Annotated in this window: 20 protein-coding genes; 5 read left to right on the forward strand and 15 right to left on the reverse strand. The window is 67.9% G+C overall.

Annotated elements, in window-relative coordinates; genetic code table 11:
• Positions 1-72 precede the first annotated feature (72 nt).
• Together GLP40_RS14575 and GLP40_RS14580 are read left to right on the forward strand one after the other, a co-directional pair.
• A complete protein-coding gene (locus GLP40_RS14575) occupies positions 73-1,080 on the forward strand; it encodes a hypothetical protein (RefSeq protein ID WP_328290164.1) in 1,008 nt (335 codons plus the stop codon).
• A complete protein-coding gene (locus GLP40_RS14580) occupies positions 1,068-1,781 on the forward strand; it encodes a hypothetical protein (protein ID WP_154788423.1) in 714 nt (237 codons plus the stop codon). Before GLP40_RS14575 ends, GLP40_RS14580 begins: the two co-directional genes overlap by 13 nt.
• Positions 1,782-2,050: 269 nt before the next feature.
• Here the strand turns inward: GLP40_RS14580 and GLP40_RS14585 are convergent, their stop codons facing one another.
• The 3 genes from GLP40_RS14585 to GLP40_RS14595 form a co-directional block, all read right to left on the reverse strand.
• Positions 2,051-5,335, reverse strand: a complete 3,285-nt coding sequence (locus GLP40_RS14585; RefSeq protein ID WP_407671604.1) for an arabinosyltransferase domain-containing protein — start codon at positions 5,333-5,335, stop codon at positions 2,051-2,053.
• A gap of 216 nt (positions 5,336-5,551) precedes the next feature.
• Positions 5,552-6,052, reverse strand: a complete 501-nt coding sequence (locus tag GLP40_RS14590) for a hypothetical protein (protein WP_154788424.1) — start codon at positions 6,050-6,052, stop codon at positions 5,552-5,554.
• 248 nt (positions 6,053-6,300) lie between these two features.
• Positions 6,301-7,626: a DNA polymerase IV gene (locus GLP40_RS14595; protein ID WP_230329607.1), complete on the reverse strand. Its 1,326-nt coding sequence runs from the start codon at positions 7,624-7,626 to the stop codon at positions 6,301-6,303.
• A 230-nt stretch (positions 7,627-7,856) separates the two neighbouring features.
• On the opposite strand from GLP40_RS14595, the gene GLP40_RS14600 reads away from it, so the two are divergent.
• Together GLP40_RS14600 and GLP40_RS14605 are read left to right on the forward strand one after the other, a co-directional pair.
• Positions 7,857-8,735, forward strand: a complete 879-nt coding sequence (locus GLP40_RS14600) for a UTP--glucose-1-phosphate uridylyltransferase (protein WP_154788426.1) — start codon at positions 7,857-7,859, stop codon at positions 8,733-8,735.
• 224 nt (positions 8,736-8,959) lie between these two features.
• On the forward strand, positions 8,960-9,967 hold the full coding sequence (locus GLP40_RS14605) for an alpha/beta hydrolase (protein ID WP_154788427.1): 1,008 nt from the start codon (positions 8,960-8,962) through the stop codon (positions 9,965-9,967).
• Positions 9,968-9,985: 18 nt separating this feature from the next.
• Here GLP40_RS14605 and GLP40_RS14610 read toward each other — a convergent pair whose 3' ends face one another.
• Positions 9,986-10,432: a MarR family winged helix-turn-helix transcriptional regulator gene (locus GLP40_RS14610; RefSeq protein WP_154788428.1), complete on the reverse strand. Its 447-nt coding sequence runs from the start codon at positions 10,430-10,432 to the stop codon at positions 9,986-9,988.
• 54 nt (positions 10,433-10,486) lie between these two features.
• Between GLP40_RS14610 and GLP40_RS14615 the strand changes: the two genes are divergently transcribed.
• Positions 10,487-11,536, forward strand: coding sequence for a hypothetical protein (locus GLP40_RS14615; RefSeq protein ID WP_154788429.1), 1,050 nt, complete (start codon positions 10,487-10,489; stop codon positions 11,534-11,536).
• Positions 11,537-11,786: 250 nt separating this feature from the next.
• Here the strand turns inward: GLP40_RS14615 and GLP40_RS14620 are convergent, their stop codons facing one another.
• The 11 genes from GLP40_RS14620 to murC all read right to left on the reverse strand — a co-directional run bounded on the left by GLP40_RS14620 (position 11,787) and on the right by murC (position 25,065).
• Complete coding sequence (locus tag GLP40_RS14620; RefSeq protein WP_154788430.1) at positions 11,787-12,341, reverse strand: C40 family peptidase; 555 nt, start codon at positions 12,339-12,341, stop codon at positions 11,787-11,789.
• Positions 12,342-12,938: 597 nt separating this feature from the next.
• Positions 12,939-16,094 (reverse strand): isoleucine--tRNA ligase, encoded by a 3,156-nt coding sequence (gene ileS / locus GLP40_RS14625; protein ID WP_154788431.1) that lies wholly within the window; start codon positions 16,092-16,094, stop codon positions 12,939-12,941.
• A gap of 320 nt (positions 16,095-16,414) precedes the next feature.
• Positions 16,415-16,618 (reverse strand): hypothetical protein, encoded by a 204-nt coding sequence (locus GLP40_RS14630; protein WP_154788640.1) that lies wholly within the window; start codon positions 16,616-16,618, stop codon positions 16,415-16,417.
• 129 nt (positions 16,619-16,747) lie between these two features.
• Positions 16,748-17,578: a DivIVA-like cell division protein Wag31 gene (gene wag31, locus GLP40_RS14635; RefSeq protein WP_154788432.1), complete on the reverse strand. Its 831-nt coding sequence runs from the start codon at positions 17,576-17,578 to the stop codon at positions 16,748-16,750.
• 72 nt (positions 17,579-17,650) lie between these two features.
• Positions 17,651-17,953, reverse strand: a complete 303-nt coding sequence (locus tag GLP40_RS14640; RefSeq protein WP_328290166.1) for a YggT family protein — start codon at positions 17,951-17,953, stop codon at positions 17,651-17,653.
• Positions 17,954-18,471: 518 nt separating this feature from the next.
• The gene (gene sepF / locus GLP40_RS14645) at positions 18,472-19,269 is read right to left on the reverse strand and encodes a cell division protein SepF (protein ID WP_154788433.1); all 798 of its coding nucleotides are present in this window, start codon (positions 19,267-19,269) and stop codon (positions 18,472-18,474) included.
• A gap of 104 nt (positions 19,270-19,373) precedes the next feature.
• Entirely contained in the window at positions 19,374-20,147 is a 774-nt protein-coding gene (locus tag GLP40_RS14650) for a YggS family pyridoxal phosphate-dependent enzyme (protein WP_154788434.1), read from the reverse strand.
• Positions 20,144-20,884: a peptidoglycan editing factor PgeF gene (pgeF, locus tag GLP40_RS14655; protein ID WP_154788435.1), complete on the reverse strand. Its 741-nt coding sequence runs from the start codon at positions 20,882-20,884 to the stop codon at positions 20,144-20,146. The genes GLP40_RS14650 and pgeF overlap by 4 nt, the downstream gene beginning before the upstream one ends.
• Positions 20,885-21,139: 255 nt before the next feature.
• Positions 21,140-22,393: a cell division protein FtsZ gene (gene ftsZ, locus GLP40_RS14660; protein ID WP_154788436.1), complete on the reverse strand. Its 1,254-nt coding sequence runs from the start codon at positions 22,391-22,393 to the stop codon at positions 21,140-21,142.
• 320 nt (positions 22,394-22,713) lie between these two features.
• On the reverse strand, positions 22,714-23,613 hold the full coding sequence (locus tag GLP40_RS14665) for a cell division protein FtsQ/DivIB (protein WP_328290167.1): 900 nt from the start codon (positions 23,611-23,613) through the stop codon (positions 22,714-22,716).
• Between the two features lie 6 nt (positions 23,614-23,619).
• Positions 23,620-25,065 carry a UDP-N-acetylmuramate--L-alanine ligase gene (gene murC, locus GLP40_RS14670; RefSeq protein WP_154788643.1) on the reverse strand — a complete coding sequence of 482 codons (1,446 nt, stop codon included), beginning with the start codon at positions 25,063-25,065 and terminating at the stop codon, positions 23,620-23,622.
• Between the last annotated feature and the right edge of the window lie 16 nt (positions 25,066-25,081).

Consider the following 25,081-nt stretch of genomic DNA (forward strand, 5'->3'; position numbering starts at 1 on the left):
TCTGAACGGCCCGAAACCACGGCCCCACGGGATCCCAGCTGTTTTTCAGGAACGCGCCGTAACCTGTTCGACGTGACGGTGTTGTCTTCCTCCCCCAGCTCGGCCAACGCCACCGCACGCTGTTGCGGCACACCGCGCCCGCCGCGGCGAAGCGCGGGCACGCGCACCACACGCTCGGGGGTACTGCTCCTGGTCCTCGCGGTGACCCTGACAGCCTTCGGCGTCGGTTGCAGCGATCGCACGGAGACCACGGCCGAAGCCGACGGAACCGAACCCGCGGGCATCAACAAAGAGGTCACCATGCCCATCGAGGCCGTGACCACCACCGTCGTCGACCCGGGCGCCGAACCCCGCTCGCCGCTGCGCCGCACCCTCGAGCCGGGCATCAGCCAGCAGGTGACGCTGAGTACCGATCATCACATCGAGCAGCAGATCAATCAGCAGGCGCTGCGCGATATCTCCCCGCCCGCGATCACCATCCCGATTACCGCGCAGTCCGGTAATGACGGAGTGGAACTGACCCTCGGCAACGTCACCTCCCCCGATCCGACCCTGGCCAAGGCGCTGCTGCCGGCGGACGGCTCCCACGTCGGCTTCGACGTGAGCGATCTGGGCGCGATCACCGCGCTCAAGCTCGCACCCGCGCCCGCCACCTCCGACTCCGGGCGCGCCGCCCTGGAGCAGGCGTTCTATCAGGCGGTGTACCAGTCCATCGCCTTCCCGAACGAGGCCGTCGGCGTCGGCGCGGTGTGGACGGTGCGGCAGCAGGTTTCCGGCAGCGTGCCGCTGGAGCAGGTCACCACCTGCACCCTCACCGCACGCGACGGCAACCAGCTCGCCATCCAACTGAATGTCGTGCAGACGCCGAAATCCACCGTCTGGCACCTGCCCAATGAGGCGGGCCAGCTGGAGATCGTCGACTACCTCATGCACGGCACCGGCACCATCGCGGTGGATCTCGGCCTGCCGCTACCGGTCTCCGGCTCGGTCCAGGTGGGCGGCAACCAGACCTACCGCGACCCGCGCAGCTCGGTGACGCTGCGGCAGACCCTGCGCACGGAGGTGCAGTGGGGGGCCTGACGCGGCTGGCGCTGCTGACCGGCATGCTGGCGCTGACGGCTACCGCCTGCGGGAACAGCAAGGATTCCACGCCCGCATTACCGAGCCTGGGGCCCACCGTGCAGCCGAGCCGATCCCCGAACGGCGCTCCGGTCCTCGACCAATTCACGCTGCGCTCGGATCTGCTGGACGTGTCGGCGATGCCCGCGGGGTTCACCGCGCTCGACGATCCGCCACCGGGGAACTCCGGCGGCGCGGGCGCCAAGACCGATCCGGCGCAGTGCGCGAATGTGCTGGCGGCCATAGCCGTTCAGGCTCCGGGGGCGGCGGCGCAGGCCGCGGCGCAGTTCGGCGGGCCGAATTTCGCGAGTGTGGACATCGATGCGGCGTCCTACGCGAATGGTGGAGCAGCGCAGGCTTTTTCCACGGTCCAGTCGCTGCTGTCGGGCTGTACCCAGTATTCCGGTAAGGATGCCGACAACACCAAAGTCGAATTCCGGCTGGGCGGTTTGAATCAGCCGCAGGCCGGTGATGGATCGAGCGCATTCCAGGTGCGCACCACCAGCGACGGGCTCACCCTGTACACCGATGTGAGCATCGCGCTGGTCGGCTCGACGGTCGTGCAGATCGCCTACTCGGATGCGAAGGAACCCGATCCGCAGCAGCTCAGCGCCATGACCGCGGCGCAGGTGCGCAAGCTGCGGGGTGCTGCGGGTCCCTAGCCACGGAACATTTCCGGGATACGAACCCATTCGGGTGATCATCGGGATATTCGAGCAATCGGCGATGTCCGCACCTCCGGCATCGAGGATCCGTGGAGCCACCGCCGGTCCCTCGCCGTGCATGTCGAGCGAGAGGAGATGGGGCCGAGCGCATGGCCGGCACGCATGGCTGAGAATCGCCATGCGGACCGGTAGCACGGCCCGAAGACACCTCCGCACCCGTTTCGACGAGGAAACGGGTGCGGATCGGTGTCGCACGGGCCGGGCGGCTACTGCCAGCCGGTCACGTTGATCGGGCCGGGGTTCCAGAGACCGGTGTGGGTGTCGGTGGTCACCACCGGCTTGACGGTCTGGGCGGAGCTGTCGATCCGCTCGAACCGCTGAAGCTCACCCCAGTCCATGCGCGGGTCGTTGTCGAGGTAGGTCGCCAAGGTGACGGGCCGCAACAACATCGAACTCCAGCCCAGCGCACCGCCGCCGTCGTGGCTCTGCCACAGCGTGGTCATGGCGGCGCCGCCGCGGTCGGGCAGGATGCGGTAGTCCGGTACCTCGGCGATGCCGTCGAGGTGATCGAACGGCCGCTGACACGGGAACTGCAGGCCTACTTCCCAGTCCAGCAGCACCGGCTTGTCCCGGCCTACGTAGTCCTCCAGCGTCACCGTCTGCGGAATGCGCGGCGGGGTGAGGGCTACCCACTGTTTGGCGTCGCTGTCCCGGTCGGAGGCGATCACGCGAATCGCGGTGGCCTGCACCGGAATCTGGCTCAGCGGCACCCGCAGGTTGCGCCAGGTGGGCGCCGGCCCGATATCGATCGGCGTGATCCGGCCCTGTGGTGCGATCGAACCATCGGCTCCAGGCACGCCGTACTCGATCTCGACCGACTGGCCCGGGGTGACAGTGCCGTCCTTGTTCACCGACTTGATCCGCCCGGCGGCCGCCATCGCGAGGATGCCGGACCGGTCCTGCGACGGCAGCGCGTACCACCCGGTGGTCAGCGTGGCGACCGACTCGGCGCTGTTGTAGCTGCCCAGCATCGGGGTGTTCGCGTCCAGACCGAAAGGCAGTGGCGCGGTGGTGGTTCCGTCCACCGTGGTGCTGCTCCGGTTGCTGACCGCGCTGGCGACGCTGCCGCCGGTGTCGACGTCGTCGTCGGCGCGCAGATCGGTCGCCACGCCCTTGGGCGAGAAGCCGACCGCATCGGCGGTGAAAGTGCTCAGCGCGTCACCGCCGATCGGCTTCAGCATGCCCTTGTTCGGATCCGCCTCCACCAGCACATCCCGGGCCATGCCGCACGGCTTGCCCAGCACCGCATCCACATTCGAGCGGGCCAGCGAGTACGCCGGATACTGCGCGACCGCGCCCTTGGCCAGCGAGGCCACCTCGAACAGCACCATGAACGCGGCCGCCACGGTGAGCGGCGGAATGGCCACGAAACGCCAGCCCAGCGTGGAGATCCGGTGCGGGCCGGGCTGTTCCGGCGCGCGCACATGGAACCAGCCGGCCAGGCCGAGCAGCAGCAGGGCCAGCGCCAGGAAGATCTTGTCGACACCGATCCCGGCCACCACGACCGCCTTGTCGTTCCACGGGATCGACCAGTTCGACACGTACCACCAGCCATTGATGCTGGAGAACGCCACCGCCAGCGCGAAGGCCACCACAGCGGCGAACAGCGCACGGTTGCGCGGCGAGCGCATCACCCGCGGGCTGACCGCCACCGCGGTCAAAACCGCTACGACACCGGCCAATCCGGCGTAGACGCCGTTGTGGTGGGTCCACTTGGTGGGCGTGAGCATCATCAGCAGGATGACGCCGACGCCGGTGCCGAGAACACGACGCACCGGACCGGGCGCGGTGAACGGGATCCGGCCGCCCTTGCGCAGCAGGACGAACGCGCACACCAGCAGGCCGATCCAGAAGGCGAATATGCCGAAGCGGCGAGCCAGGGACCCGTCGATGGTCGGCATGAACAGGTACTGGTAGCGAATGTATTCGCCATCCCAGTGGACATCGGGGCCGATCGCGGTGTGCACGCGCTTCATCTCGAACATCGACGCCAACGGCTGATCGCAGAACATGATGGCCAGCACCACCGCGCCGGCGGCCAGCAGCGGCGCGGCCAGCGTCAGGTACGCGCCGAAGCGAGCCCTCAGGATGGTGGGCGTGCTCGCGCCGGCGGGCGTCGGCTTGCTCAGCGCCGCGGCACGCCGGTTGAGGATCCGCCAGATCGGCCGAACACCGGCCAGCAGCGGCGCGAAACAGATGATGCCGGACGGGCCGACGGTGCAGGTGAGGGCGCCGATCATGACGGCCACGCCGAAGGGCAGCAACCGACCGGTCGCAATGGCACGCTCCACCGACACCCAGGTGAGCAGGACACCCAGCGCCACCAGCGGTTCCGGGCGCAGTCCGTTGTTGTACGGCAACCAGACGGCCAGGAAGCCCAGCGCGCCCGTCCACACCGCGACGCGGTCGCGGCGGATGCGCGCGCCCAGGCGGGGAATCACCTCGCGGCTGAGCACCAGCCAGATCAGGATGCCCGACAGCAGGGCCGGCAGACGCATCCAGACGCTGGCCGGGCTGATCTGCGCCATGTGGCCGATCAGGTCGTAATACGGTGTGCCGACCGGGGTTTCGGGCACGCCCAGGTAGCCGAAGTAGTTGGCCATGTAGCCGGCGTGGATCGATGCCCGGCCCATGCCGTACTGGTAGCCGTCGTCGGAGGTGGTCGCGCCGATGAAATGCCAGAGGATCAGCGTGCCCAGCACCACGGCGTCGACCGGTGTGAAGGTCCACCAGTGCCGCGGCAGGAAGCGGCGCGCACGGCGGCCGTCGAGGCGGTCCAGGCCGAACATCGCGAACAGGGCGATGAGCGTGCCGATGATCGCCGTCCAGATGGCGATTCGCTTGATCGGGCTCGGCGTCGAGGTGAAGCGGCTGTCCACCTGCGCGGTGACCTTGGCGCCGTCGGAGACGGTCAGGTCGCTGAAGATGCCGACCAACTGCGGCCGGTAGTCACCGTCGAGGGTGACCGGAGCGACGGTGGAACCGCTCAGAACCGCGGTGGAGGAGGTGAGATCGGAGTGCACGGTGAGCGCGCAGCCGGCGCCGAGCTGATCGACGGGGACGCTCACCAGGGTTTTGTGATGCAGGATCGCTTCCAGCTTGCCCGGCGTGGACACCCCGTCGGTGGTGGAGGCCGCCGTGACCCGCGCCACGAAGCCGTACTTCTCCAGGTCCGGTGCGCCGTTCGGCGCGGTGGCGGCGAGCGTACCGCCCTTCGAACCGAGCTGTGCGACAGCAGAACAGGGAATGGTGGCGTCGAAGCTCAACGGCGCGTAGGTCACCAGCGGAGCCTCGATGCTCTGCGCCGAATTCCCCTGCGGCCAAGTCACAGTCGTGTGGTCCACGCGCACCGGCAGGAGCGGCACCGCCAGCGCCGCCATGACCGCGATCACACCGGCGATCAGAGCGAGCGGCCGCGCCCATCCCCCTCGAATTCTTCTCTCGGGCTCAGCACCAGCACTCCCGGCGGAATCCTGCCCCGCCTTCTCCAACAACTCGGTCACGACCGCCGATCCTAAGCGGAACTCATCATCCGCCGCTCCCCCCTGTCCACCTACACCCCGCAAACCCCGGGGATCCGGGCCCGACCATGCATTCCGCACCACATTCTGTGTGCCAGCTCACATTTCGAGCGACCCGCGCGGATCACCGGGCGACGTTCCGGTCCGGCATCGGTCTGGATCGATGCCGGACCGGTCACCTCGGGACTAGCTGCAGGCCGGGGAGGTCTGGTTGGCCAGCGACAGGGTGTTGCAGATCCACTCCTTCTGGACCTTCCACTTGCCGTCCTCGGCCACGAACGGCACGACCACGGTCTGCGGCTGTCCGCCGTTGATGGAGACCTGGCCGTCGGCGGTGAGGGTGCCGTTGCCGAGGTCGGTCACGTTGGTGACGGTGATCGTGGCGTTGTTCTGCTTGTAGGCGTCCGCCAGGCGGCTGGGCAGGCTCGGGTCGGCCGAGACGCCCTGCATCATGTCGAGCTTCTGCGTGTCCGGGACGCTCGGGTCCAGCGCCTTCTGCAGCGCGGTGTTCAGGTCCGCCGCGGTCGGGGCCGGCGGGTAGCTCGACTGGGCGACCGTGGTCTTGGAGGTGGCGGCCTTGGTGGGCTTGCTTTCCTTCTTGTCACCGCTCCCACACGCCGACAGCCCGAGTACGGTCACGACAGCCAGTGCGGCGACCGCGATGCGTCCAGTCTTCTGAAGCTTCAACTGCTCGTCCTTTGCGTTCGAGTGGGTCCGTTCGACAACGTGCCAGCTACACCCGACCGGCGACGCTGCACGACAGGCGACACTACCAACGCCACGTCTCAGAAGCCGCCTTCGCGACCGCTGACGCGGCATTTTCAGACCGAATCCTCATAATTCGCGCATCGGGGCCTTAACAGTAGGAGGCAAGCCCCCTTGTAGGACTGGAGAAGAGGTCCGGGCCTTGGTCCACCGGACCCTGGACGGGCCGGTCAGCGCAGGCTTCCCAGTGGATCAGCGCGTGTGAGGTCGGGGTCCTCGGCGGGAAAAGTGCGGGCGGGGCCGGGTCCCGTGGAGCGGGTCTCGAACCTGACGGTCACGACACCGTGCCCGGCCCCCTGCACCCAGCCGTGGCCGAACTCCGGGTGTTCGACATCGAGTCCGGGATACCAGGTGCCGACGGCGAAGGAGCGAGTTGCGGGCGGCACCACCGGATCCGGGCCGTCGGGCACCGCGAGGGCGGGTTCCTCCGAGACCACGCCGTCGGGGTCGACGGTCTGGTCCAGTTCGGGAAACAGCGATTCCTGCCGGATCTCCGAAAGCCCGGCAAAACCCACGCCCACCAGTCGAATCGGGCCGATCTCGGCCGGATCCAGGGCCGAGCGCTGGGCGGCGGCGGTGAGGGTGGTGAGGTCCTCGGTGGCGTAGGGCAGCGTGGTGGAGCGGGTCACGATGCTCATATCGGTCTTCTTCAGTTTCAACACCACCGTGCGCGCGGCCCGCCCATCGCTGATGAGCCGCCGGTGGGCCGAGGCCGCCATGGCATCGATGGCCGGGCGGAGCTGGGCGAGATTGAGAATGTCGGTCTCGTAGGTGGTTTCGGCGCTGATCTGCTTGGCTTCCGTACGCTCGGCCACCGGGCGGTCGTCGATGCCGCGGGCCAGCCGGTGCAACGCCACCCCGATGCTGCCGCCGAGAATGGAGGACGCCTCCGACTCCGGCAGGGCCGCCAGCGCTCCGACGGTCTCGATTCCCAGTGCGCGCAACCGGCTTTCGGCCACCGGCCCGATCCCCCACAGCTTGCGCACCGGCAGCGCGGACAGGAATCGGTCCTGTTCGGCCGCCGGAATCACCCGCACCCCATCGGGTTTGGCCAGGCCGGAGGCGATCTTGGCGAGCTGCTTGCCGCTGCCCGCCCCGACCGAGGCCACCAGCCCGGTGTGCTCCCGCACGGCCGCCCGCAGCTCCTCACAGAATGCGAGCACCCGCTCCGGCGTGGCTCCGGCCAGTTCCGCCGGCTCCCCGAACGCCTCGTCGAACGACAGTGTCTCCAGCACCGGGATCCGCGTGCGCAGGGTGTCGAAGACCTGCCCGCTCAGCTCGCCGTACACCGCCCCGCGCGGCGGAATCACCACCGCGGACACCCCGACCAGCCGCCGCGCCTGATGCATGGGCATGGCCGAGCGCGCCCCGAACACCCGCGCCTCGTAGCTGGCCCCTGCCACCACGCCGCGCCCGCCCATACCGCCCACCAGCACCGGCCGTCCGCGCAGTGTCGGCCGGGTCAGCTGCTCGACCGAGGCGAAGAACGCGTCCATATCTATGTGCAGCACCCACCGCCGCTGTCGCGTATCCCGGGATCCGGTGTCGATTTGCTGTGTGTCCGCCCCCGCCCCGACCGGCCGGGCGCCCACACCCCCCGACCCTGCATAACAGGCTCCACCAGGCACGATGCCTGAGTTCGCGGGGTCGGCAGAGGTGTTCACACCGGGAAATCTACAAGCGACTACCGACAGGCACGACCCGCCAGGTATGTGATGATTCGTCCATGACGATTCGCAAGGCCGTGATTCCCGCAGCGGGTATCGGCTCGCGCCTGCTCCCGCTGACCAAGGCTATCCCGAAGGAAATGCTGCCGGTGGGCGACAAGCCCGTCATCGAGCACACGGTGCGTGAGCTCGTGGCCTCCGGCATTACCGACATCACCATCGTGGTCAGCGGTGGCAAGTCGTTGATCCAGGATCACTTCCGCCCGAATGCCGCCCTGGTCGCCCAGTTGCGGGCCGACGGCAAGACCGCCTACGCCGACGCCGTCGAGGAGGTGGGTGAGCTGGGCCGACAGGGCCACATCACCTACTTGGACCAGCACGGCCCCTACGGCAACGGCACGCCCGTCCTGAACGCGGCGCGCCACCTGGGCGACGAGCCGATGCTGGTGCTGTGGCCCGACGATGTCTTCGTCGCCGAGGTCCCGCGCGCACAGCAGCTCATCGACGCCTACGAGAAGACCGACGCAGCCGTGCTGGCCCTCATGCCGATGGATCCGTCAGAGTCGCAGCGCTACGGCGTCCCGGTGGTCGAGGAGACCGTCGGCGAGGGCCTGATGCGGATCAGCGGCCTGAAGGAGAAGCCCAAGCCGGACGACGCCCCGTCGGCCTTCGCCGCCATCGGTGGTTACGTGGTCACTCCGGGCATCATCGCTGAGCTGCGCAAGCAGGTCGACAACTGGTACACCCACCGCACCGGCGAGGTCTACCTGACCGATGCCATCAATATCTTCGCCACCGAGAACCCGGTGTACGGCCAGGTGATTCGCGGGCGCTGGTACGACACCGGCAACCCCGCCGACTACCTGACCGCCCAATTCGCCTCGGCGCTGGCGCATCCGGAGTACGGTCCGGTGTTGCGTCAGCTCGTCGCCGAGTAGGTCACCGCCGCACCGAAACCGCACGGGTCCGGCGCACAGGTGCCGTGCGCCACAAGCACGCCAGCGCCGATATTGTCGAAACCCGAAACATGGGGGCATGTTTCGGCGATCATGCACGTGGGTCGGGACACCCTGTGGATCGAAGGTCGGTTTTGCTAGGCGGATTGGGCACCCGGGCGGCACTGCTCGCGGCGACAAGTTGTTCTCTTGTCACTACGTTCACCATGGTCGCGCCCGCGGGCCCGGCCTTCGGCGCCCCACCCGACCCGATAACCAGCACCGCGACCCTCGCGGGCACCGCGGTCTCCGACGACGGCTCCTCGATCACCGGCTTCGAGGTGCACGATTCCCGCAATCTGACGCTGCACGTGCACTCGGAGGCCATGGACTCCGACATCACGGTGGAGGTGCAGCGCCCCGCCGACACCTCCGAACCGCGGCCGGTGCTGTACCTGCTCAATGGCGCCGGGGGCGGCCAGGATACGGCGACCTGGAAGCGCAATACCGATTCCACCCAGTTCTTCATGGACAAGAACGTGAATGTGGTGATGCCCATCGGCGGCGCGTTCACCTACTACACGGACTGGCGCGCCCCGGATCCCAAGCTGGGCCGGCCGATGTGGAAGACCTTCCTCACCGAGGAGCTACCCCCGCTGATGGACGCGGCCCTGGGCACCAATGGTGTGCACGCCATCGCGGGCATGTCCATGTCCGGCACCTCGGTGCTGCAGCTGGCGATCGCCACGCCCGGCCTGTACCGCGCCGTCGCCGCCTACAGCGGCTGCGCGCAGATCAGCGATCCGGTCGGGCAGAAGTTCGCCAATCTGGTGATCTCGATCGGCGGCGGCAATCCGGTGAACATGTACGGGCCCATGGACGATCCGGAGTGGGCCGCCAATGATCCCTATGTGCACGCCGAGGCGCTGCGCGGCATGGAGATCTACGTCTCCAACGGCTCGGGCCTGCCCGGCAAACACGACAATGTCGCCGATGTGCGCAGCCTCGGACCGGCCGACGGCGGTCTGCCGCAACAGATCCTTGTCGGCGGCATTCTGGAGGCGGCCAGCGACTGGTGCGCCCGCAATCTCAAGACTCGCCTGCGGGACATGAACATTCCGGCGACCTTCGACATCACCCAGGCGGGCACGCACTCGTGGGGCTACTGGCAGGACGCGTTGCGCTCCTCGTGGCCGGTGCTCGCCAAGGGCCTGGACCTGCCCGAAACCACCTGAGCCGCGACCGGTTCCGGGCTATCCCGCGTCGGCTGCGTTGTAGCGCACGAGATACCCGGCCAGCCGATCCACGTCCGCGTCGTCCCAGTCCTTGAAGCGTTCGGCGAAAGCGCTGCCGCGGCTACGGGCGGCCGCGCGCGCGACGCGCTTGCCCTCGGCGGTGGCGTGCAGGACCAGGTTGCGCCGATTGGCCGGATCGACCTCCCTTTCCAGGTAGCCGTCGCGTTCCAGTGCGGCCACCTGGCGGCTCACCGTTGATTTGTCGAGGTGGAAGTGCCCGGCCAGATCGGCGGCCAGGCACCCGTTCCGCTCGATCACCAGGTCGAGAATGCTCGACGCCACCAGTGACAGCTCCGGGTGCAGTTCGGCGGCCCGGCCGCGGGCGCGCCGGGCGAAGGCGGTGAGCTCGCGCTGTATGACTTCGATCGCATCGACTCGGCTGGGGAATGCGGGATCGCTCTGCATAGTTGTAGACTACAACCTGACTTGGTTGTATTTACCAACTATTGGAGAAGAGTCATGGCCTCGCATCAGATCCGGCATGTCGCCGTGCACCTGCTCACCCCGCTGCTCATGTGCCTCGGCATGGGGCTGGCGTACCTGGGCGCGTTCCACCAGCCCGAGCCGAACCACCTGGCGGTGGCCGTCGTCGGCGACAGCCCGCAGGTCAAGGTGCTGGCGCAGACACTGAAGGACAGGGGCGGCAATGCCCTCGACGTGATCACCGTGCCCACCCGCGACGACGCGGTGAGCCGGTTGCGCCACCGCGACTTGGCCGGCGCTTATGTACCCGATGCGCAGACGCCCGAACTGCTGGTCGCCAAGGCCGGGTCCGACACCACGGCCATGGCCGCCGAGGCCGTCTTCGGCCAGGTCGCCGGGCTGCAGGACACGCCGCTGACGGTCACCGACGTCACCAACCCCAGCTCCGGCGACCCCACCGCCCAGGGCATCTTCTTTCTGCTGGTCGCCCTGAGCATCGGCTCCTACGGCAGCGTCGCCGCCATCGGCGCGTCCGGCGCGGGCCTGGCCATGTGGCTGCGCGGCGTGATCGGCCTGGTCACCTCGCTGCTGGTGAGCCTGATCGGCGTGGCCCTGGCGGGCCCGGTCTTCCACGTGGTGGACCATGACCTGGGCGCGATCTGGGGCATGTCCTGGCTGTACTCGGCCGGAATCCTGGCCATCGGCATCGGCCTGCACACCTTCCTGAAGCGCTGGACCACCCTGGCCCTGATGGTGCTGTTCGTCATGCTGAACTTCACCAGCTCCGGCGGCGTCTACAGCCCGTGGCTGCAGGACGATTTCTTCGGCACCCTGCACCACTTCTGGAACGGCGCGGGCTTCGTCGAGGGCGCGCGCGGCCTGCTCTACTTCGGCAGCGCCGGGCTGGGCGGCCGTATGGCGAGCCTGACGCTCTGGTTCGCGGCGGGCGTAGTGCTCATGATCATCGCGGCATTGGCCGAGAAGCGGCAGGCCACAACGCAACTCGGACCGCGGCAGAACGCCCCCGAGCCCACAGCCGAGAACGAGGCGGCCGAGGAGGAGATGGAGGAGGCGGTCGGCGTCTGACGCCGCGGTCCTACGCCCGACCGAACACCATACTGCGACAGAGCGTTCCGGATGACCGCCGACGTCAGCCAGGACAAGGACGAGGAGACCGGTTCCGGCATCTCCGTCGTGCGTGCGGCACGTCGGGCTGCGAGAGGAGCCACAGAACGACCAGGGTCGCGAACTGGTCGAAGCCGCTCACCGGGTGTACCTCCACTCCAAGGCCATCCGCGGCAGCATCCCGGTGAAACTGGTTGTCGAGTAAGGCGATTCAGTAGAAGCGGCGAATGGTGTAGATATCGAACTGATTCAGCGGAGTCAGGCCGACGGGCACACCCGAGCCGTAGGCGTTGAGCACATTGCCGCCTCCCGCGTAGATGCCTACGTGGGAGGCGTCGTCGTTGAGGACGACGACGTCGCCGGGTTCCAATGCGCCGAAAGGCACCTCGAGCCCGGCGGCGGCCTGCTGCCAGGTGGTGCGCGGCATGTCGATGCCGACGCTGCGAAAAGCCCACTGCACCAGGCCCGAGCAGTCCCAGGCGTCCGGGCCGACGCCGCCCCAGCGATAGGGCTTGCCGGTCTGGGTGGTGGCCAGCCCGAGTGCGACCATGGCCCGCGGGCTGGCCAGCGGCAGTTGCGCGGACCCGCTCGCGCTGCCCGAGGCCGAACCGCTCGCGCTGCCGGAGGCGGCGGATCCGGATCCCCCCGAGCCCGAGGACGAGCCGGTGTCCGCGTGCGCGAGGCCTGCCCAGAGTGTGGCGGTCAGCACCAGGGCCGAGGTCGTCGTGACGAACGATGCGAAACGGTGAAACCGCCTTCGAGCCATGTGCGCGCCCCTTCATGGGTGTTACCGCGGAACTGCTTCGGCAAATAAGGTAGCTAGCCAATAGCTGTTTTAGCGCACACGCAACACACGTCACAAGAGAACCCGAGCTGGCGTGTCTCGAGACCTCCTCGTGCAGATCCATATACGGCCTGATCAGGCACCGATATTCGAGAAGCCCCAGAGCGCCTTCCCGGATTCCGGGAAGGCGCTCCATATTTGCTGAAGGTCAGCGGTGCGGCCGCAGGGTCAGGTGGTGATTGGCCTTCCCGGAGTGGAGGCGATGGTGGCCATCTCATGGCTCCTGGCGGACCTCGAGGAGGAACGGTGACTGTCAAGGCCGGTTACGGGCTCCTGCCGGGCAACACTCCACCCACCGCATCAATTCCAGCGTGCCCCCGGGGCACCGCTACTGGTACGCGTCAGAACGTTTCGCGACCGCGAATATGGTGATCACACCGGCCTTTTCGTCGATGGTGTAGACGATTCGGCGAGGCCGATCGGCCGCGCCCCCTCACCATGTCAACGGCACTACGACTCTTCGGCTCCGTGCCCCCGCTGCATCGGCAGCGGGGGCACGGGAACCCGAAAGAGCTCCGGCTACGCCTTGACGATCGAGACCTTCACGCTGCCGACGATCTCGGCGGCGTCCGCGCCCGCCTCGCCGAAAGTGAGGGTAGTGGCGAGGATTTCGCCCGCGATCAGGTCGCGGTGGGTCTCCGCCCAGGCCAGCCGCTCGGCCGGGACGTCGAGGACCACGGTGATGCGGTCGGAGACGTCCAGGCCCAGGGACTTGCGGGTCTCCTGGAGGTCGCGGATGAGGTCGCGGGCCCAGCCCTCGGCCTCGAGCTCCTCGGTGACCACCGAATTCAGCACCACCAGACCGGTATTGCCGGGCAGGGCGGCGGTGGATTCGGGTTCGGCGGCGACCAGTCGCTGGGTGTACTCCTCCGGCAGCAGAGCGATCCCGGCGACGGCGACGGTGCCGTCGGCGGCCTCGCTCCACTCCCCCGCCTTGACGGCCTTGATGACCGTCTGGACCTCTTTGCCCAGGCGGGGACCGGCGGCGCGGGCGTTCACCACGAGTTCGAAGCGGCCGTGCGCGGCCACATCGGTGGTGAGGTCGACCTTCTTGACGTTCACCTCGTCGGCGATCAGATCCACGAAGGCCCGCAGACGGTCCGCGTCGGCGGCGGCCACGGTGACCTCCGAGAGCGGCAGGCGCACGCGGAGGTTCTGAGCTTTGCGCAGGCTCAGCACCGTGGAGCAGACCGTGCGGACCTCGTCCATGGCCGACACCAGTTCGGCGTCGTGCGGCAGGTCGGTCGCGGCCGGCCAGTCGGCCAGGTGCACCGAGCGCTCACCGGTGAGGCCGCGCCAGATCACCTCGGTCAGCAGCGGCAGCAGCGGCGCGGCCAGCCGGGTGGTCACCTCGAGCACCGTGTGCAGGGTGTCGATGGCGTCGCGGTCCTCTTCCCAGAAGCGCGAACGCGACCGGCGCACATACCAATTGGTGAGCGCGTCGGCGAAGGTGCGCAGCTCGTCGCAGGCGGTGGCGATGTCGTAGACCTCGAGCGCCTCGGTCATGACTTCGCGGGTCGCCGCCAGCTTGGCCAGGATGTATCGGTCCAGCACGTGCGGGGAATCCGTGCGCCAGGTACCGGGTTTCGAGGCGTACAGCTGCAGGAAGGTCCACGCGTTCCACAGCGGCCGCAGCGCCTGGCTCACGCCCTCACGGATGCCGCGCTCGGTGACGATGAGGTTGCCGCCGCGCAGCACCGGGGACGCCATGAGGAACCAGCGCATGGCGTCGGAGCCGTCACGCTCGAAGACCTCGTTGACGTCCGGGTAGTTGCCTTTCGACTTGGACATCTTGAGGCCGTCGTCACCCAGCACGATGCCGTGCGCCACAACCGATTTGAAGGCCGGGCGATCGAACAGGGCGGTGGACAGGATGTGCAGGTTGTAGAACCAGCCGCGGGTCTGGCCGTTGTACTCGACGATGAAGTCGCCGGGGCTGTGGGCGGCCTTGTCGGGGGTGCCCTCGAACCATTCCTTGTTCTCGAACGGGTAGTGCACCTGCGCGTACGGCATGGACCCGGATTCGAACCAGCAGTCGAGCACCTCAGGGGTGCGCCGCATCATCGACTTCCCGTTCGGGTCATCGGGATTCGGCCGCACCAGCTCGTCGATGCCGGGCCGGTGCAGATCCGCCGGGCGCACCCCGAAGTCCTGCTCCAGCTGATCCAGCGAGCCGTACACGTCGACGCGCGGGTAGGCCGGGTCGTCGGAGACCCACACCGGGATGGGCGCGCCCCAGTAGCGGTTACGGCTGATGTTCCAGTCGCGCGCGTTCTCCAGCCACTTGCCGAACTGGCCGTCGCGGATATGCGCGGGGACCCAGGTGATCTCCTTGTTGAGCTCGACCATGCGGTCGCGGAACTTGGTGACGGCCACGAACCAGGACGGCACCGCCATGTAGATCAGCGGCTGGCCCGAGCGCCAGCTGTGCGGGTACGAGTGCTCGATGGTCTCGTGCCGCAACAGCTTTCCGGCGGCCTTGAGGTCCTTGATGATGACCGGGTTGGCGTCGAAGACCATGAGGCCCTCGTACGGCGGCACCATGGAGGTGAACTTGCCGCCCGGGTCCAGCGGCTGCACGATCTCGATTCCGTTGGCCGAGGCGACATCCATGTCCTCCTCACCGAAGGCGGGCGCGAGATGCACCACGCCGGTACCGGAGTCGGTGGTCACGTAGTCGGCGTTGAGCACCCGGTGCGAGTTCGGGTGGCCCAGGAAGAAGTCGAAGGGCGGCAGGTAGCGCAGGCCCGCCAGCGCCGCGCCCGAATGCTCGGACAGCACCGTCGGTTCCTCGCCGAGCTCGCGGGCGTAGTGCGAGACCCGCTCGGCGGCAAGCACATACCGCTTGCCGTCCTTGCCCTCGACGTGGGCGTAGGTGATGTCCGGGTGCACCGCGATCGCCAGGTTGGACGGCAGCGTCCACGGCGTGGTGGTCCAGATGAGGGCGTTGGCGCCGTCCAGGACGTGCAGCGGGTGGTCCGCGGGCACCTGCAGCAGCATGTCGACGGTGACCGCCGGATCCTGGCGCATCCGGTAGGAGTCGTCCAGACGCGCCTCCTGATTGGACAGCGGGGTCTGCTCGTACCAGCTGTAGGGCAGCACGCGGAAGCCCTGATAGATCAGGCCCTTGTCGTACAACGACTTGAACGCCCACATGACCGATTCCATGAAGTCGAGGTCGAGGGTTTTGTAGTCGTTGTCGAAGTCGACCCAGCGCGCTTGGCGTGTCACATAGTTACGCCACTCGTTGGTGTACCGAAGCACCGAGGATTTGCACGCGGCATTGAATTCCGCGAGACCCATGGCATCGATCTGTGATTTGTCCGTGATACCGAGCTGCTTCTCCGCTTCGATTTCCGCGGGCAGTCCGTGAGTATCCCAACCGAATCGTCGTTCCACCTTCTTACCGCGCATGGTTTGGAAACGCGGGATCAAATCCTTCACGTATCCGGTCAGCAGATGACCGTAGTGCGGCAACCCATTGGCGAAGGGCGGGCCGTCGTAGAAGACGAATTCCTCTGCATCGGAACGGTTCTCGATGCTGGCGCGGAAGGTGTCGTCGGCGGCCCAGTAGTCGAGGACCCGCTGCTCCAACTCGGGGAACGACACCTGGCCGGACGTGCGGCTCAGGTCAACGCGCGGATATGCGCTTCGGGTGGTGGTCTCGTCCGCCATCGCGGCCTCTCAGCTCCTCGTGCCAGCATGTTGGGCACGGGGACGATGCCGGCGCTCGGTGCGCCGAAACCGCGGTACCACCCCGCTTGCCCGACCCTAGGATCACGAAAACCCTTGCAGGACCGAGCCTCTCGTTGCGAGCTGTGACGGGCTCACCCGTTCGGTTCTACTGGGCGAGCCCTACCGTCCCTCGCTGGACGCGGGTCTCGCCGTTCTTCCGAAAGCTCCCCGGTGATGGCCGGATCAACGCCGTAGTGCTGCTTCCATACTAGCGGGGCCGGTCCAGCGGATATTCCGCGGACCCGCCCCGTGCGTCTCATTCAGTGTTTGGCGTGTCGTCCACCCGGTCTCGGCGAGGTGTCCTCGTCATCGGTCCGCAGCGACAACGCACTGACGAGCAGCAGCACCGCGCCTATCACGCACACGATGATGCAGCCCCATGCCCAGATCACCGAACCGGTGGTCAGTGCGGTCACCAGCAGGCCGAAACCCACCGCGGCGAGCGCGAGCGTCACCACGAGCAAGTACACCACCCCCTCGTGTGTCTTCGATAGCGGTGGCTACCGGAGGTCGCTTCGAAAGGTTGGCGACGATACCGCGCCACCCAGGAGTTCCTCCCGCGCGACGTGGCATCGCTGGCCGTATCTACGACTTTACTTGCTGCCCTTGAGAAGTGCGCCGTTGCCGGACGCGTCCTGACCGAACTCGCCGCCGTCGACCGGGACCGCCGAACCACGGTTCTCCAGCTCCTCCAGCTGCGATTCCAGATAGGACTTCAGGCGCACACGGTATTCGCGCTCGAAGGTCTTGAGTTGCTCGATCCGGCTCTCCAGCACGCTGCGCTGCTGGGTGATGGTGGCCATGATCTCGGTGTGCTTGCGCTCGGCGTCGGCCTGCAGCGCGTCGGCCTTCTCCTTGGCCTGACGCAGCTGGGAATCCGAGCGGGTCTGCGCGTCGGACAGCATGGCCTCGGCCTTCTGTCGGGCGTCCGCGATCATCGCCTCGGAGCGGGTCCGCGCGTCGCTGACCAAGCGCTCGGAATTGGCCCTGGCGTTGGCCAGCAGCTGCTCGGCCTCGGTCTTGGCGTCGGAGGTCAGGCGGTCGGCCATTTCCTGGGCCAGCGAAAGCACCTTGGCGGCCTGCAGATTCGCGTCCGCGGAGGGCGCGTCCTGCTTGACGGCGGCCACCGGGGCCGGGGCCGGCATGGGGGCCGGGGGCGGCGGCGGAGCGGCCTTGATGGGCTCCGGCACGACCGGGGCCTTCACGGTCTGGACCGCGGGGCCCCGATTCTTCTTGGCGTCAGCGAGTTCCGCGTCCAACTCGGCAACTCGCTGGCGAAGATCAGCATTCTCCTCGATGAGGCGTGAGAGCTCCTGCTCGACCAGGTCGAGGAAGGCATCGACTTCATCCTCGTTGTAGCCGCGCTTCCCGATCGGTGGTTTGCTGAACGCGACGTTATGAACATCGGCAGGGGTCAGCGGCATGGAACGATCCCTTCACGCTTCGTATGGAGATCTAGCGGTAGATCTGGGCAAGCTTTCTTTCGGCCCATTCTGTCACACCTGAGCTACCGACTGCCCTAGCTGGCCCGTGATCGACATCAAGATGAAGACGATGAAAAGCAGGACCATAATCGACAGATCGAGTCGAATTCCCCCAAGATTCACTGGGGGTATCAAACGCCTCAGAAGTTTCACCGGGGGGTCGGTGATCGTGAAGATCACCTCCAGGATGATCACGACGAAGCCCGTCGGCCGCCAGTCCCGCGCGAAGCTGCGGATGAACTCGACGATGACTCGGCTGATCAGCAGCAGCCAGAAGAGGAACAGCAGTAGGTTCAACACCTGGAACAGGGCCACCGCACCACTCTGCACTAGATTCCATGATCGGCAAAATAGAAACACGGTGTCCGATTGCCCTCCGCTTCGCTCCGGGCGGTTCGCGGCCCTGTCACCTCGGCCTTCCCTCCTCCGCTCCCCCAAGGCGCAGGTCTATGGAGCCGTTCGCTCCTCCGCTCCGAGGCGGAGGTCTATCAAGCCGCAGTCCAGGCCGAGGCGTGCCGCGAACACCGAGTGGGCCGCGGCAAGGTGACCGCCTGATGGTGCATGTCCAGGCATGTGACTCATCACAAGGCCGACTGAACGAGCGTGCGATACCCGACAACTCGGGCACAAGACTCCCCCGCCATTCCCCCGCGACTATTTCGCAACCCCCGGTGACGCGACGCAATTCCTTGCCGCGGTTTACTTTTGAGCTCCGCGCCGATGATCGGCGCCTCGGCCGCTACCCCTTGCGGCCGACCCTCCCCTCGGGGCCCGGGAGGCAATGCCTCCGAACGGGTTTCAGGGCGCAGCCCTGAGAGTCCCCGAGAGTCGGGTTACTTCTGGTTGTAGAAGCCGTTTTCGGCGATCCGGCGGCGTTCCTCGGCGGAGACGTCGACGTCGGCGGGCGAGAGCAGGAACACCTTGGTGGCGACCTTGTCGAACGAACCACGCAGGGCGAAGGCCAGACCCGCGGCGAAGTCCACCAGGCGGCGGGCGTCGGAGTTGCTCATCTCGACCAGGTCCATGATCACCGGGGTGCCGTCCCGGAAGCGCTCGCCGATGATGGCGGCCTCCGCATAGGTGCGCGGGCGCAGCGTGGTGATCTTGGACAAGGTGCCTCCGTCCTCGAAGATCTGGGGACGGCGGGCCGCCTCGATTCGGCGCTCCTGCTCCCGCAGCTCCTCGATGCGCCGCTCCGCCTCGGTATCCATTGCGAGCGCGCCGCGGGTGCTGCCACGGACCGCGGGCGCGCCGCCGCCCGCGGGACGGGTGCGGCTGGACGGGGCGGTATCGATGCGAGTGGGGCGACGCGGCGCGTCGTAACGGTCGTCGGCGTCGTAGCGGTCACGGTGGTCGCGCTCGCGGAGATCGTCGGCGTAATCGTCGCGCCGGGACGCGCTGTACCCGGGCTTGTAGGGGGCTTTGTACGACGGCTCGTAGGCGGGCTCGTCGTCGTAGCGGTCCTCGCCGTATCGGTCGTATTCACGCTCGCGTTCGGCGTAGGGCCGGGGACGACGCTGGCCACGCTCATCGGCGCTCCGGGCGGCTCCGCGGTCGTCGACGTAATCGTCTTCGTAATCCTCGAGCGGAACCATCCCGAAGTACGCCTTGAACTTGTGCAGCGTGCTCATCTGGTCGACCTTCCTTCGGCCCCGGTTGGCCTGGGGTGTTGTCCTGCTCAGTCCTCGTCTGCCACCAAGCATATGTTTCAAATGTGACTGGTGAGGTTTCTTTGCTACGCCGAGGTTATCGGCCGCGCGCCCATCAGGGCTGTACCGACACGCACGCAGGTGGATCCATGACGAATGGCCGCCTCCAAATCGCTGGACATACCCGCCGATAGTTCTTTCGCATCGGGGTGGACGGTCGTTAATGCGGCGTGGATGCGCGCCAGTTGCTCGAAGGCGGCATCCGGATCCACATCCAGCGGAGGGATGGCCATCAGGCCCGCGAGCTGCAGGGATTCCGAGGCGGCGACCTGATCGGCGAGCGCGCGCAGGGCCGCGTCGCGGGCGCCGCCGCGGGACGGGTCCTCGTCCAGGGACACCTGCAGCAGCACGCGCAAGGGGGTGGTGCGGGATCCGTCGTCCAGCGCGGCCCTCGCACCGGCGTCCAGAGCGTTCACGAGCCGGTCACTGTCCACCGAGTAGACCCCATCCGCCCAGCGTGCAACGGATTTCGCCTTGTTCCGCTGGAGCCGACCGATGAATTCCCAGCGTATCTGAGACAGGTGTCCCAGCTGCGCCACCTTGCCCGCCGCCTCCTGTTCGCGCGACTCGCCGAACTCACGCAGGCCCAGGTGATAGAGGATCTCGATATCCGAGGCCGGGAAGAACTTGGTCACCGGCAGCAGGCGCACAGACCCCGGCGTCCGGCCCGCGGCCGCGCACGCTGCGTCGATTCGCTCGACGAGTGCCGACAGGGCGGCGGCGAGCGCCGCGGCGCGACGCTCGCCGCACGTGACCTGTGCCGCATCGGAAGCCTCTGCGGCGGTGAAGCTTTCGGTCATTCTGTAACTCCCTCGGATGACATCCAAATCACACCGGCGAGTCGGCCGGTCGGCGCGCCGCGGCGGTGTGAGAACAGCGTCTTGTCCTCGATGGTGCACCGCGGATCCATCGCCACCGCGCCCACGCCGGCCGCCTCGAGCTGCCTGCGGATGCCCGCGCGCAGATCCAGACCGGGCGTGCCCTTGGCAGTGGTGGTCGCGCTGCCCGGCAGATGCGCCTCGACATCCGCGCGCATGGCGGCGGGCACCTCGTATTGGCGACCGCTCGCCGCCGGGCCGAGGAACGCGCCAATGCGCTCGGGCTTCGCGCCCACCGACGTCATGGCCTCCAGCACCCGTGGCACGATCCCGATCCGCGCCCCGATCCGTCCCGCGTGCACCGCCGCGATCACCCCGGCCTCGTCATCCGACAGCAGGATCGGCACACAGTCGGCGGTCAGCACCACCAGCGCCAGATCCCGCTGTGTGGTCACGAGCGCATCCGTGGCAGGCACCGGCTCGGTCCGCGGGCCGTCCACGATCTCCACATTCCGCCCGTGGATCTGTTCCATCCACACCAGCCGCTCCGGCGGCAGCCCGATACTCTCCGCGAGCCGAACCCGATTGCGCCGCACCGCCTCCGGATCGTCCCCCACGTGATCGCCCAGGTTGAACGAGTCGTACGGCGCCTGCGAGAACCCGCCCGCCCTGGTCGTCACAACCCGCCTGGTCCGAAATACCGGTGCCGCTGCAGTCATGCCTCCGAGGGTAGTAGTCACCGACGGGCAACCCGGAACTCACCACCCTCGGGGACCCGGCCGGGTCGTCCCGCCGGGCGGGCCGGTTGCGGATCGTCCGAACGCACGCAGCAGGTCTGGCGCAGCGAATGCGATTCGCGCACAGCGGGTCCACACCATCGCGGTCGGCGAGGCAGGACATCGTTCCCTTGTGACAGCACTGCGCCCGCTCCGTGACCGGAGCGGGCGCAGGGTGAATCGATCAGCGGCGCAAGATCAGCGGCGCATGAAGTAGGGGACGTCAACGTCGTCGTCATCGGCATCGGGGGGCTGGATGTGATTGCGGGTGTTGGCGCCGATGGTGGGGTCGACCGCCGGGCGCGGGGCGCTGTAGGAGGGAGCCGGGCCGCGTTCGGCGACCGGCGGGGTCTGTGCCGCCGGGGCGGGGGTCGGCTCCTGGCGCGACAGGGCCGGTTCCTGGGCGCGGGTGGACGTGTATTCGGTGCTGCGGCTTACCGTTCCGGCGGAGGCGCTGGCGGTGCCGAAGGTGCGGCCGACGGCGGGTTCGATGCGCCGGGCCGGGCCGCTGCCGTCGAAGCCCGCGGCGATCACGGTCACGCGGACCTCGTCGCCGAGTGAATCATCGATGACCGTACCGAAGATGATGTTGGCCTCGATGTGCGCGGCCTCCTGGACCAGCGAGGCGGCCTCGTTGATCTCGAACAGGCCGAGGTCGGAGCCGCCCGCGATCGACAGCAGCACGCCGTGCGCGCCGTCCATGGAGGCCTCCAGCAGCGGCGAATTGATCGCTGCCTCAGCGGCCTTCACCGACCGGCCCTCGCCGCGGGCGGAGCCGATGCCCATGAGGGCCGAGCCCGCGCCGGACATGACCGACTTGACGTCCGCGAAGTCGACATTGATCAGACCCGGGGTGGTGATCAGGTCGGTGATGCCCTGAACACCGTTGAGCAGCACCTCATCCGCGGAGCGGAAGGCGTCCATCAGGCTCACGGCGGCGTCGCCGAGCTGCAGCAGCCGGTCGTTGGGGATGACGATGAGGGTGTCGCAGGACTCGCGCAGCGCCTGAATGCCCGCCTCGGCCTGGTTGCTGCGGCGCTTGCCCTCGAACGAGAACGGCCGCGTCACAACACCGATGGTGAGCGCGCCGAGCTTGCGCGCGATGGAGGCCACGACGGGCGCGCCGCCGGTGCCCGTGCCGCCGCCCTCGCCGGCGGTCACGAAGACCATGTCCGCGCCCTTGAGGACTTCCTCGATCTCGTCCTTGTGGTCCTCGGCGGCCTTGCGGCCCACCTCCGGATCGGCGCCGGCGCCCAGACCGCGGGTGAGTTCGCGACCGACATCGAGCTTGACGTCGGCATCGGACATCAACAACGCCTGCGCGTCGGTGTTGACGGCGATGAACTCGACTCCCTTGAGTCCCTGTTCGATCATCCGGTTGACGGCGTTCACGCCGCCGCCGCCGATACCGACGACCTTGATCACAGCAAGGTAGTTGTGCGGGGGCGTCATGGGCTCTCGCCTTCCTTCGATCTGAAACAGCTTGTCGTCTTCGGTTATCGACAGAACTCCTGCGCTATGGTCTCGGTCCGATAAACCCTCAACCATAGGTTCAGCGTTATGTCAAGTATCCGACTGGTGCGGAACGGTATTCGCAGCCACCGCGTTACGGGCGCAGGCGCGCCGAACCGAGCATCAGAATCTTGTGTGATTCAACTCGTCCGACCCACCTGAGCATCGTATCGTGGACGGTTGCCCTCCGGTCCTGGATCGGAACCGACGGTGCCCTTCCGGCAAACCACCGAAAATTCCGGCGGCCCAATGGGTATCGCTCACTTTACCGTGACCAGATTCGGACTCGAAACATCGAATACCTTGCCCGGCTGGGAAAGCAGGGGGCCGACCACCGCCGCCTTGCGCGCGGAATCCACGGTTCCGCCCCAGAGCACGGTACGGCCGTCACGCAACTCCAGGGCAATATCCGAAACCGAGCGGGCCACAACCGCTCCCACACCGACCTGGTCGCGCAGCGGAAGCGGAATGGCGGCCATGACCGCCACCGCGGCCTTGGTCACCGCGTCCGATCCGTCCGGATGATCGGTAATCAGTTTGGGCACCCCGGGTCCCGGCGGCTCGATCGCGAATTCCACGCTGTCGCAATCGAGCAGATGGGCGCCCTCGGGACTGTCGAAGTACAGCACCGGTGTCCGCTCCACCACCGTAACCTGGACCGTGGATGGGAAAACCCGCTGCACACGAACGGAACGGACCTTGGGCAGGTGCGAGACCCGTTCGGCCATGGCATTGGTGTCCAGCCGCATCATGGACAGTCCGTCCGGCACCTGCAGCGCGTCCAGAACCTGTTGCTCCGGAACGGCGGCCAGCCCGTCGACCTGCACCGTGCGCACCGACAGCAGCGGCGTGAACCAGGCGACCAGTCCCAGCGCGATCAGCACCACGACCCCGGACAGCGCGCCCAGACGCACCCGGCGCGACTGCCACGCCGCCGCGATTCGCGACTCACGCCGAACCCGGCCGCGGCGCAGGCGCGCCCGTCGGGCCGCCGCGCTCTCGGCCACCGATTCGGCACCGTCCGCGTCAGCGGATTCCGCGCCGTAGGTATCGGCGTCGTAGGTATCGGCGTCGTAGGTATCGGCGTCGTAGGTCTCCGCGTCGTAGCTGTCGTCCGCGGCCGCATCCGGCCGATCCTCCGCTCCCCCACCCGAGCTCACGGTGACTCACCGCCCGTGTGCCGGTCGCGCGCGCAGCCCGTCCAGAATCTGGCTGCCGAGCATGGTCACATCACCCGCGCCCATGGTGATCACCACGTCACCCGGCCGCGCCAGCGCGCCCACCTGCTTGCCGACCCGCGACATATCCGGCTGATAGTGCACGGGTTTGGTGACCGCGTTGGCCACCAGCGCGCCGTTCACGCCCGGCAGCGGTTCTTCACGCGCGCCGTACACATCGAGCACGACGACCTCGTCGGCCAGCGAGAGCGCCGCGCCGAACTCGCTCGCGAAAGTGGCGGTACGGCTGTACAAGTGGGGCTGGAACACCACGATCACCCGGCCCGGCCGCGAACGCGCGCCGTCCCGTGCCTCCTGCGCGACCAGTTCGGCCGCGGCGGAGAGCACCGCGCGCACCTCGGTCGGGTGATGGGCGTAGTCGTCGAAGACGCGCACGCCGTTCTCGCGTCCGGTGAGCTGGAAGCGACGGTGCACACCGCCGAAACCCTCCAGCCCCTGGATGATCTCGCTGATATCGGCGCCGGTGGCGCGGGCGGCCAGCAGCGCGCCGAGGGCATTGAGGGCCATGTGCCGGCCGGGCACCGACAGCCGCAGGGTGCGTGGGGCGGGCTCGTCGGAGAGCTGGAAGACGGCCACGCCGCCGACATCGCGCGGCTCCCAGGACAACAGCTGCGCCCCGATCGGGAAGCCCGACGCGGCGAGATCGCCGGAGCCGTAACCGATCACCTGGATACCGCGCGGATCATCGGCCAGTTCGGCCGCCGCGCGCCGGGCCAGGCCCAGCGAGCCGGGATCGTCCAGGCACACCACCAGGCGGCCGCCCGGTTCGAGCCGGTCCACGAAGTCGTCGAAGACCTGGACGTACGCCTCGTCCGAACCGAAGTAGTCCAGGTGGTCGGATTCGATATTGGTGACCACCGCGACGTCCGGCGCGTACTGCAGCAGCGACCCGTCGCTCTCGTCGGCCTCGGCCACGAAGATGCCGCCGGTGCCGTGGTGGGCATTGGTGCCCGCCTCGTTGAGCTCGCCGCCGACCGCGAAGGACGGGTCGAGTCCGCAGTGCTGCAGGGCCACCACCAGCATGGAGGTGGTCGAAGTCTTGCCGTGCGTGCCCGACACCAGCAGCGTCTTGTGGCCCTGCATGAGCGAGGCCAGCACCGCCGGACGCAGCAGCACGGGCACCCCGCGCCGATGCGCCTCCACCAGTTCGGGATTGGTCTTGGGAATGGCGGCGTAGGTGGTCACCACCGCCGTGGGCCCGCCGGGCAGCAGGTCCAGAGCGCTGGCGTCGTGGCCGATGCGCACCTCCGCGCCGCGCGCCCGCAGGGCCAGCACGCCGCGGCTCTCCTTGGCGTCGGAGCCGGACACCATGCCGCCGCGCGACAGGAGGATTCGGGCGATACCGGACATACCGGCACCACCGATGCCGATCATGTGCACGCGCTGCAGA

The organism is Nocardia aurantiaca (genome assembly GCF_009708175.1).
In the GTDB taxonomy this organism is placed as follows: Bacteria; Actinomycetota; Actinomycetes; order Mycobacteriales; family Mycobacteriaceae; genus Nocardia; species Nocardia aurantiaca.

Coding starts and splice junctions, on each gene's coding strand:
- murC (WP_154788643.1), bottom strand. CDS start 25,065: ATGATCGGCATCGGTGGTGCCGGTATGTCCGGTATCGCCCGAATCCTC.
- ftsZ (WP_154788436.1), bottom strand. CDS start 22,393: ATGACGCCCCCGCACAACTACCTTGCTGTGATCAAGGTCGTCGGTATC.
- pgeF (WP_154788435.1), bottom strand. CDS start 20,884: ATGACTGCAGCGGCACCGGTATTTCGGACCAGGCGGGTTGTGACGACC.
- sepF (WP_154788433.1), bottom strand. CDS start 19,269: ATGAGCACGCTGCACAAGTTCAAGGCGTACTTCGGGATGGTTCCGCTC.
- GLP40_RS14620 (WP_154788430.1), bottom strand. CDS start 12,341: ATGGCTCGAAGGCGGTTTCACCGTTTCGCATCGTTCGTCACGACGACC.
- GLP40_RS14605 (WP_154788427.1), top strand. CDS start 8,960: ATGGTCGCGCCCGCGGGCCCGGCCTTCGGCGCCCCACCCGACCCGATA.
- GLP40_RS14650 (WP_154788434.1), bottom strand. CDS start 20,147: ATGACCGAAAGCTTCACCGCCGCAGAGGCTTCCGATGCGGCACAGGTC.
- ileS (WP_154788431.1), bottom strand. CDS start 16,094: ATGGCGGACGAGACCACCACCCGAAGCGCATATCCGCGCGTTGACCTG.
- GLP40_RS14600 (WP_154788426.1), top strand. CDS start 7,857: ATGACGATTCGCAAGGCCGTGATTCCCGCAGCGGGTATCGGCTCGCGC.
- GLP40_RS14595 (WP_230329607.1), bottom strand. CDS start 7,626: ATGGACGCGTTCTTCGCCTCGGTCGAGCAGCTGACCCGGCCGACACTG.
- wag31 (WP_154788432.1), bottom strand. CDS start 17,578: ATGCCGCTGACCCCTGCCGATGTTCATAACGTCGCGTTCAGCAAACCA.
- GLP40_RS14610 (WP_154788428.1), bottom strand. CDS start 10,432: ATGCAGAGCGATCCCGCATTCCCCAGCCGAGTCGATGCGATCGAAGTC.
- GLP40_RS14615 (WP_154788429.1), top strand. CDS start 10,487: ATGGCCTCGCATCAGATCCGGCATGTCGCCGTGCACCTGCTCACCCCG.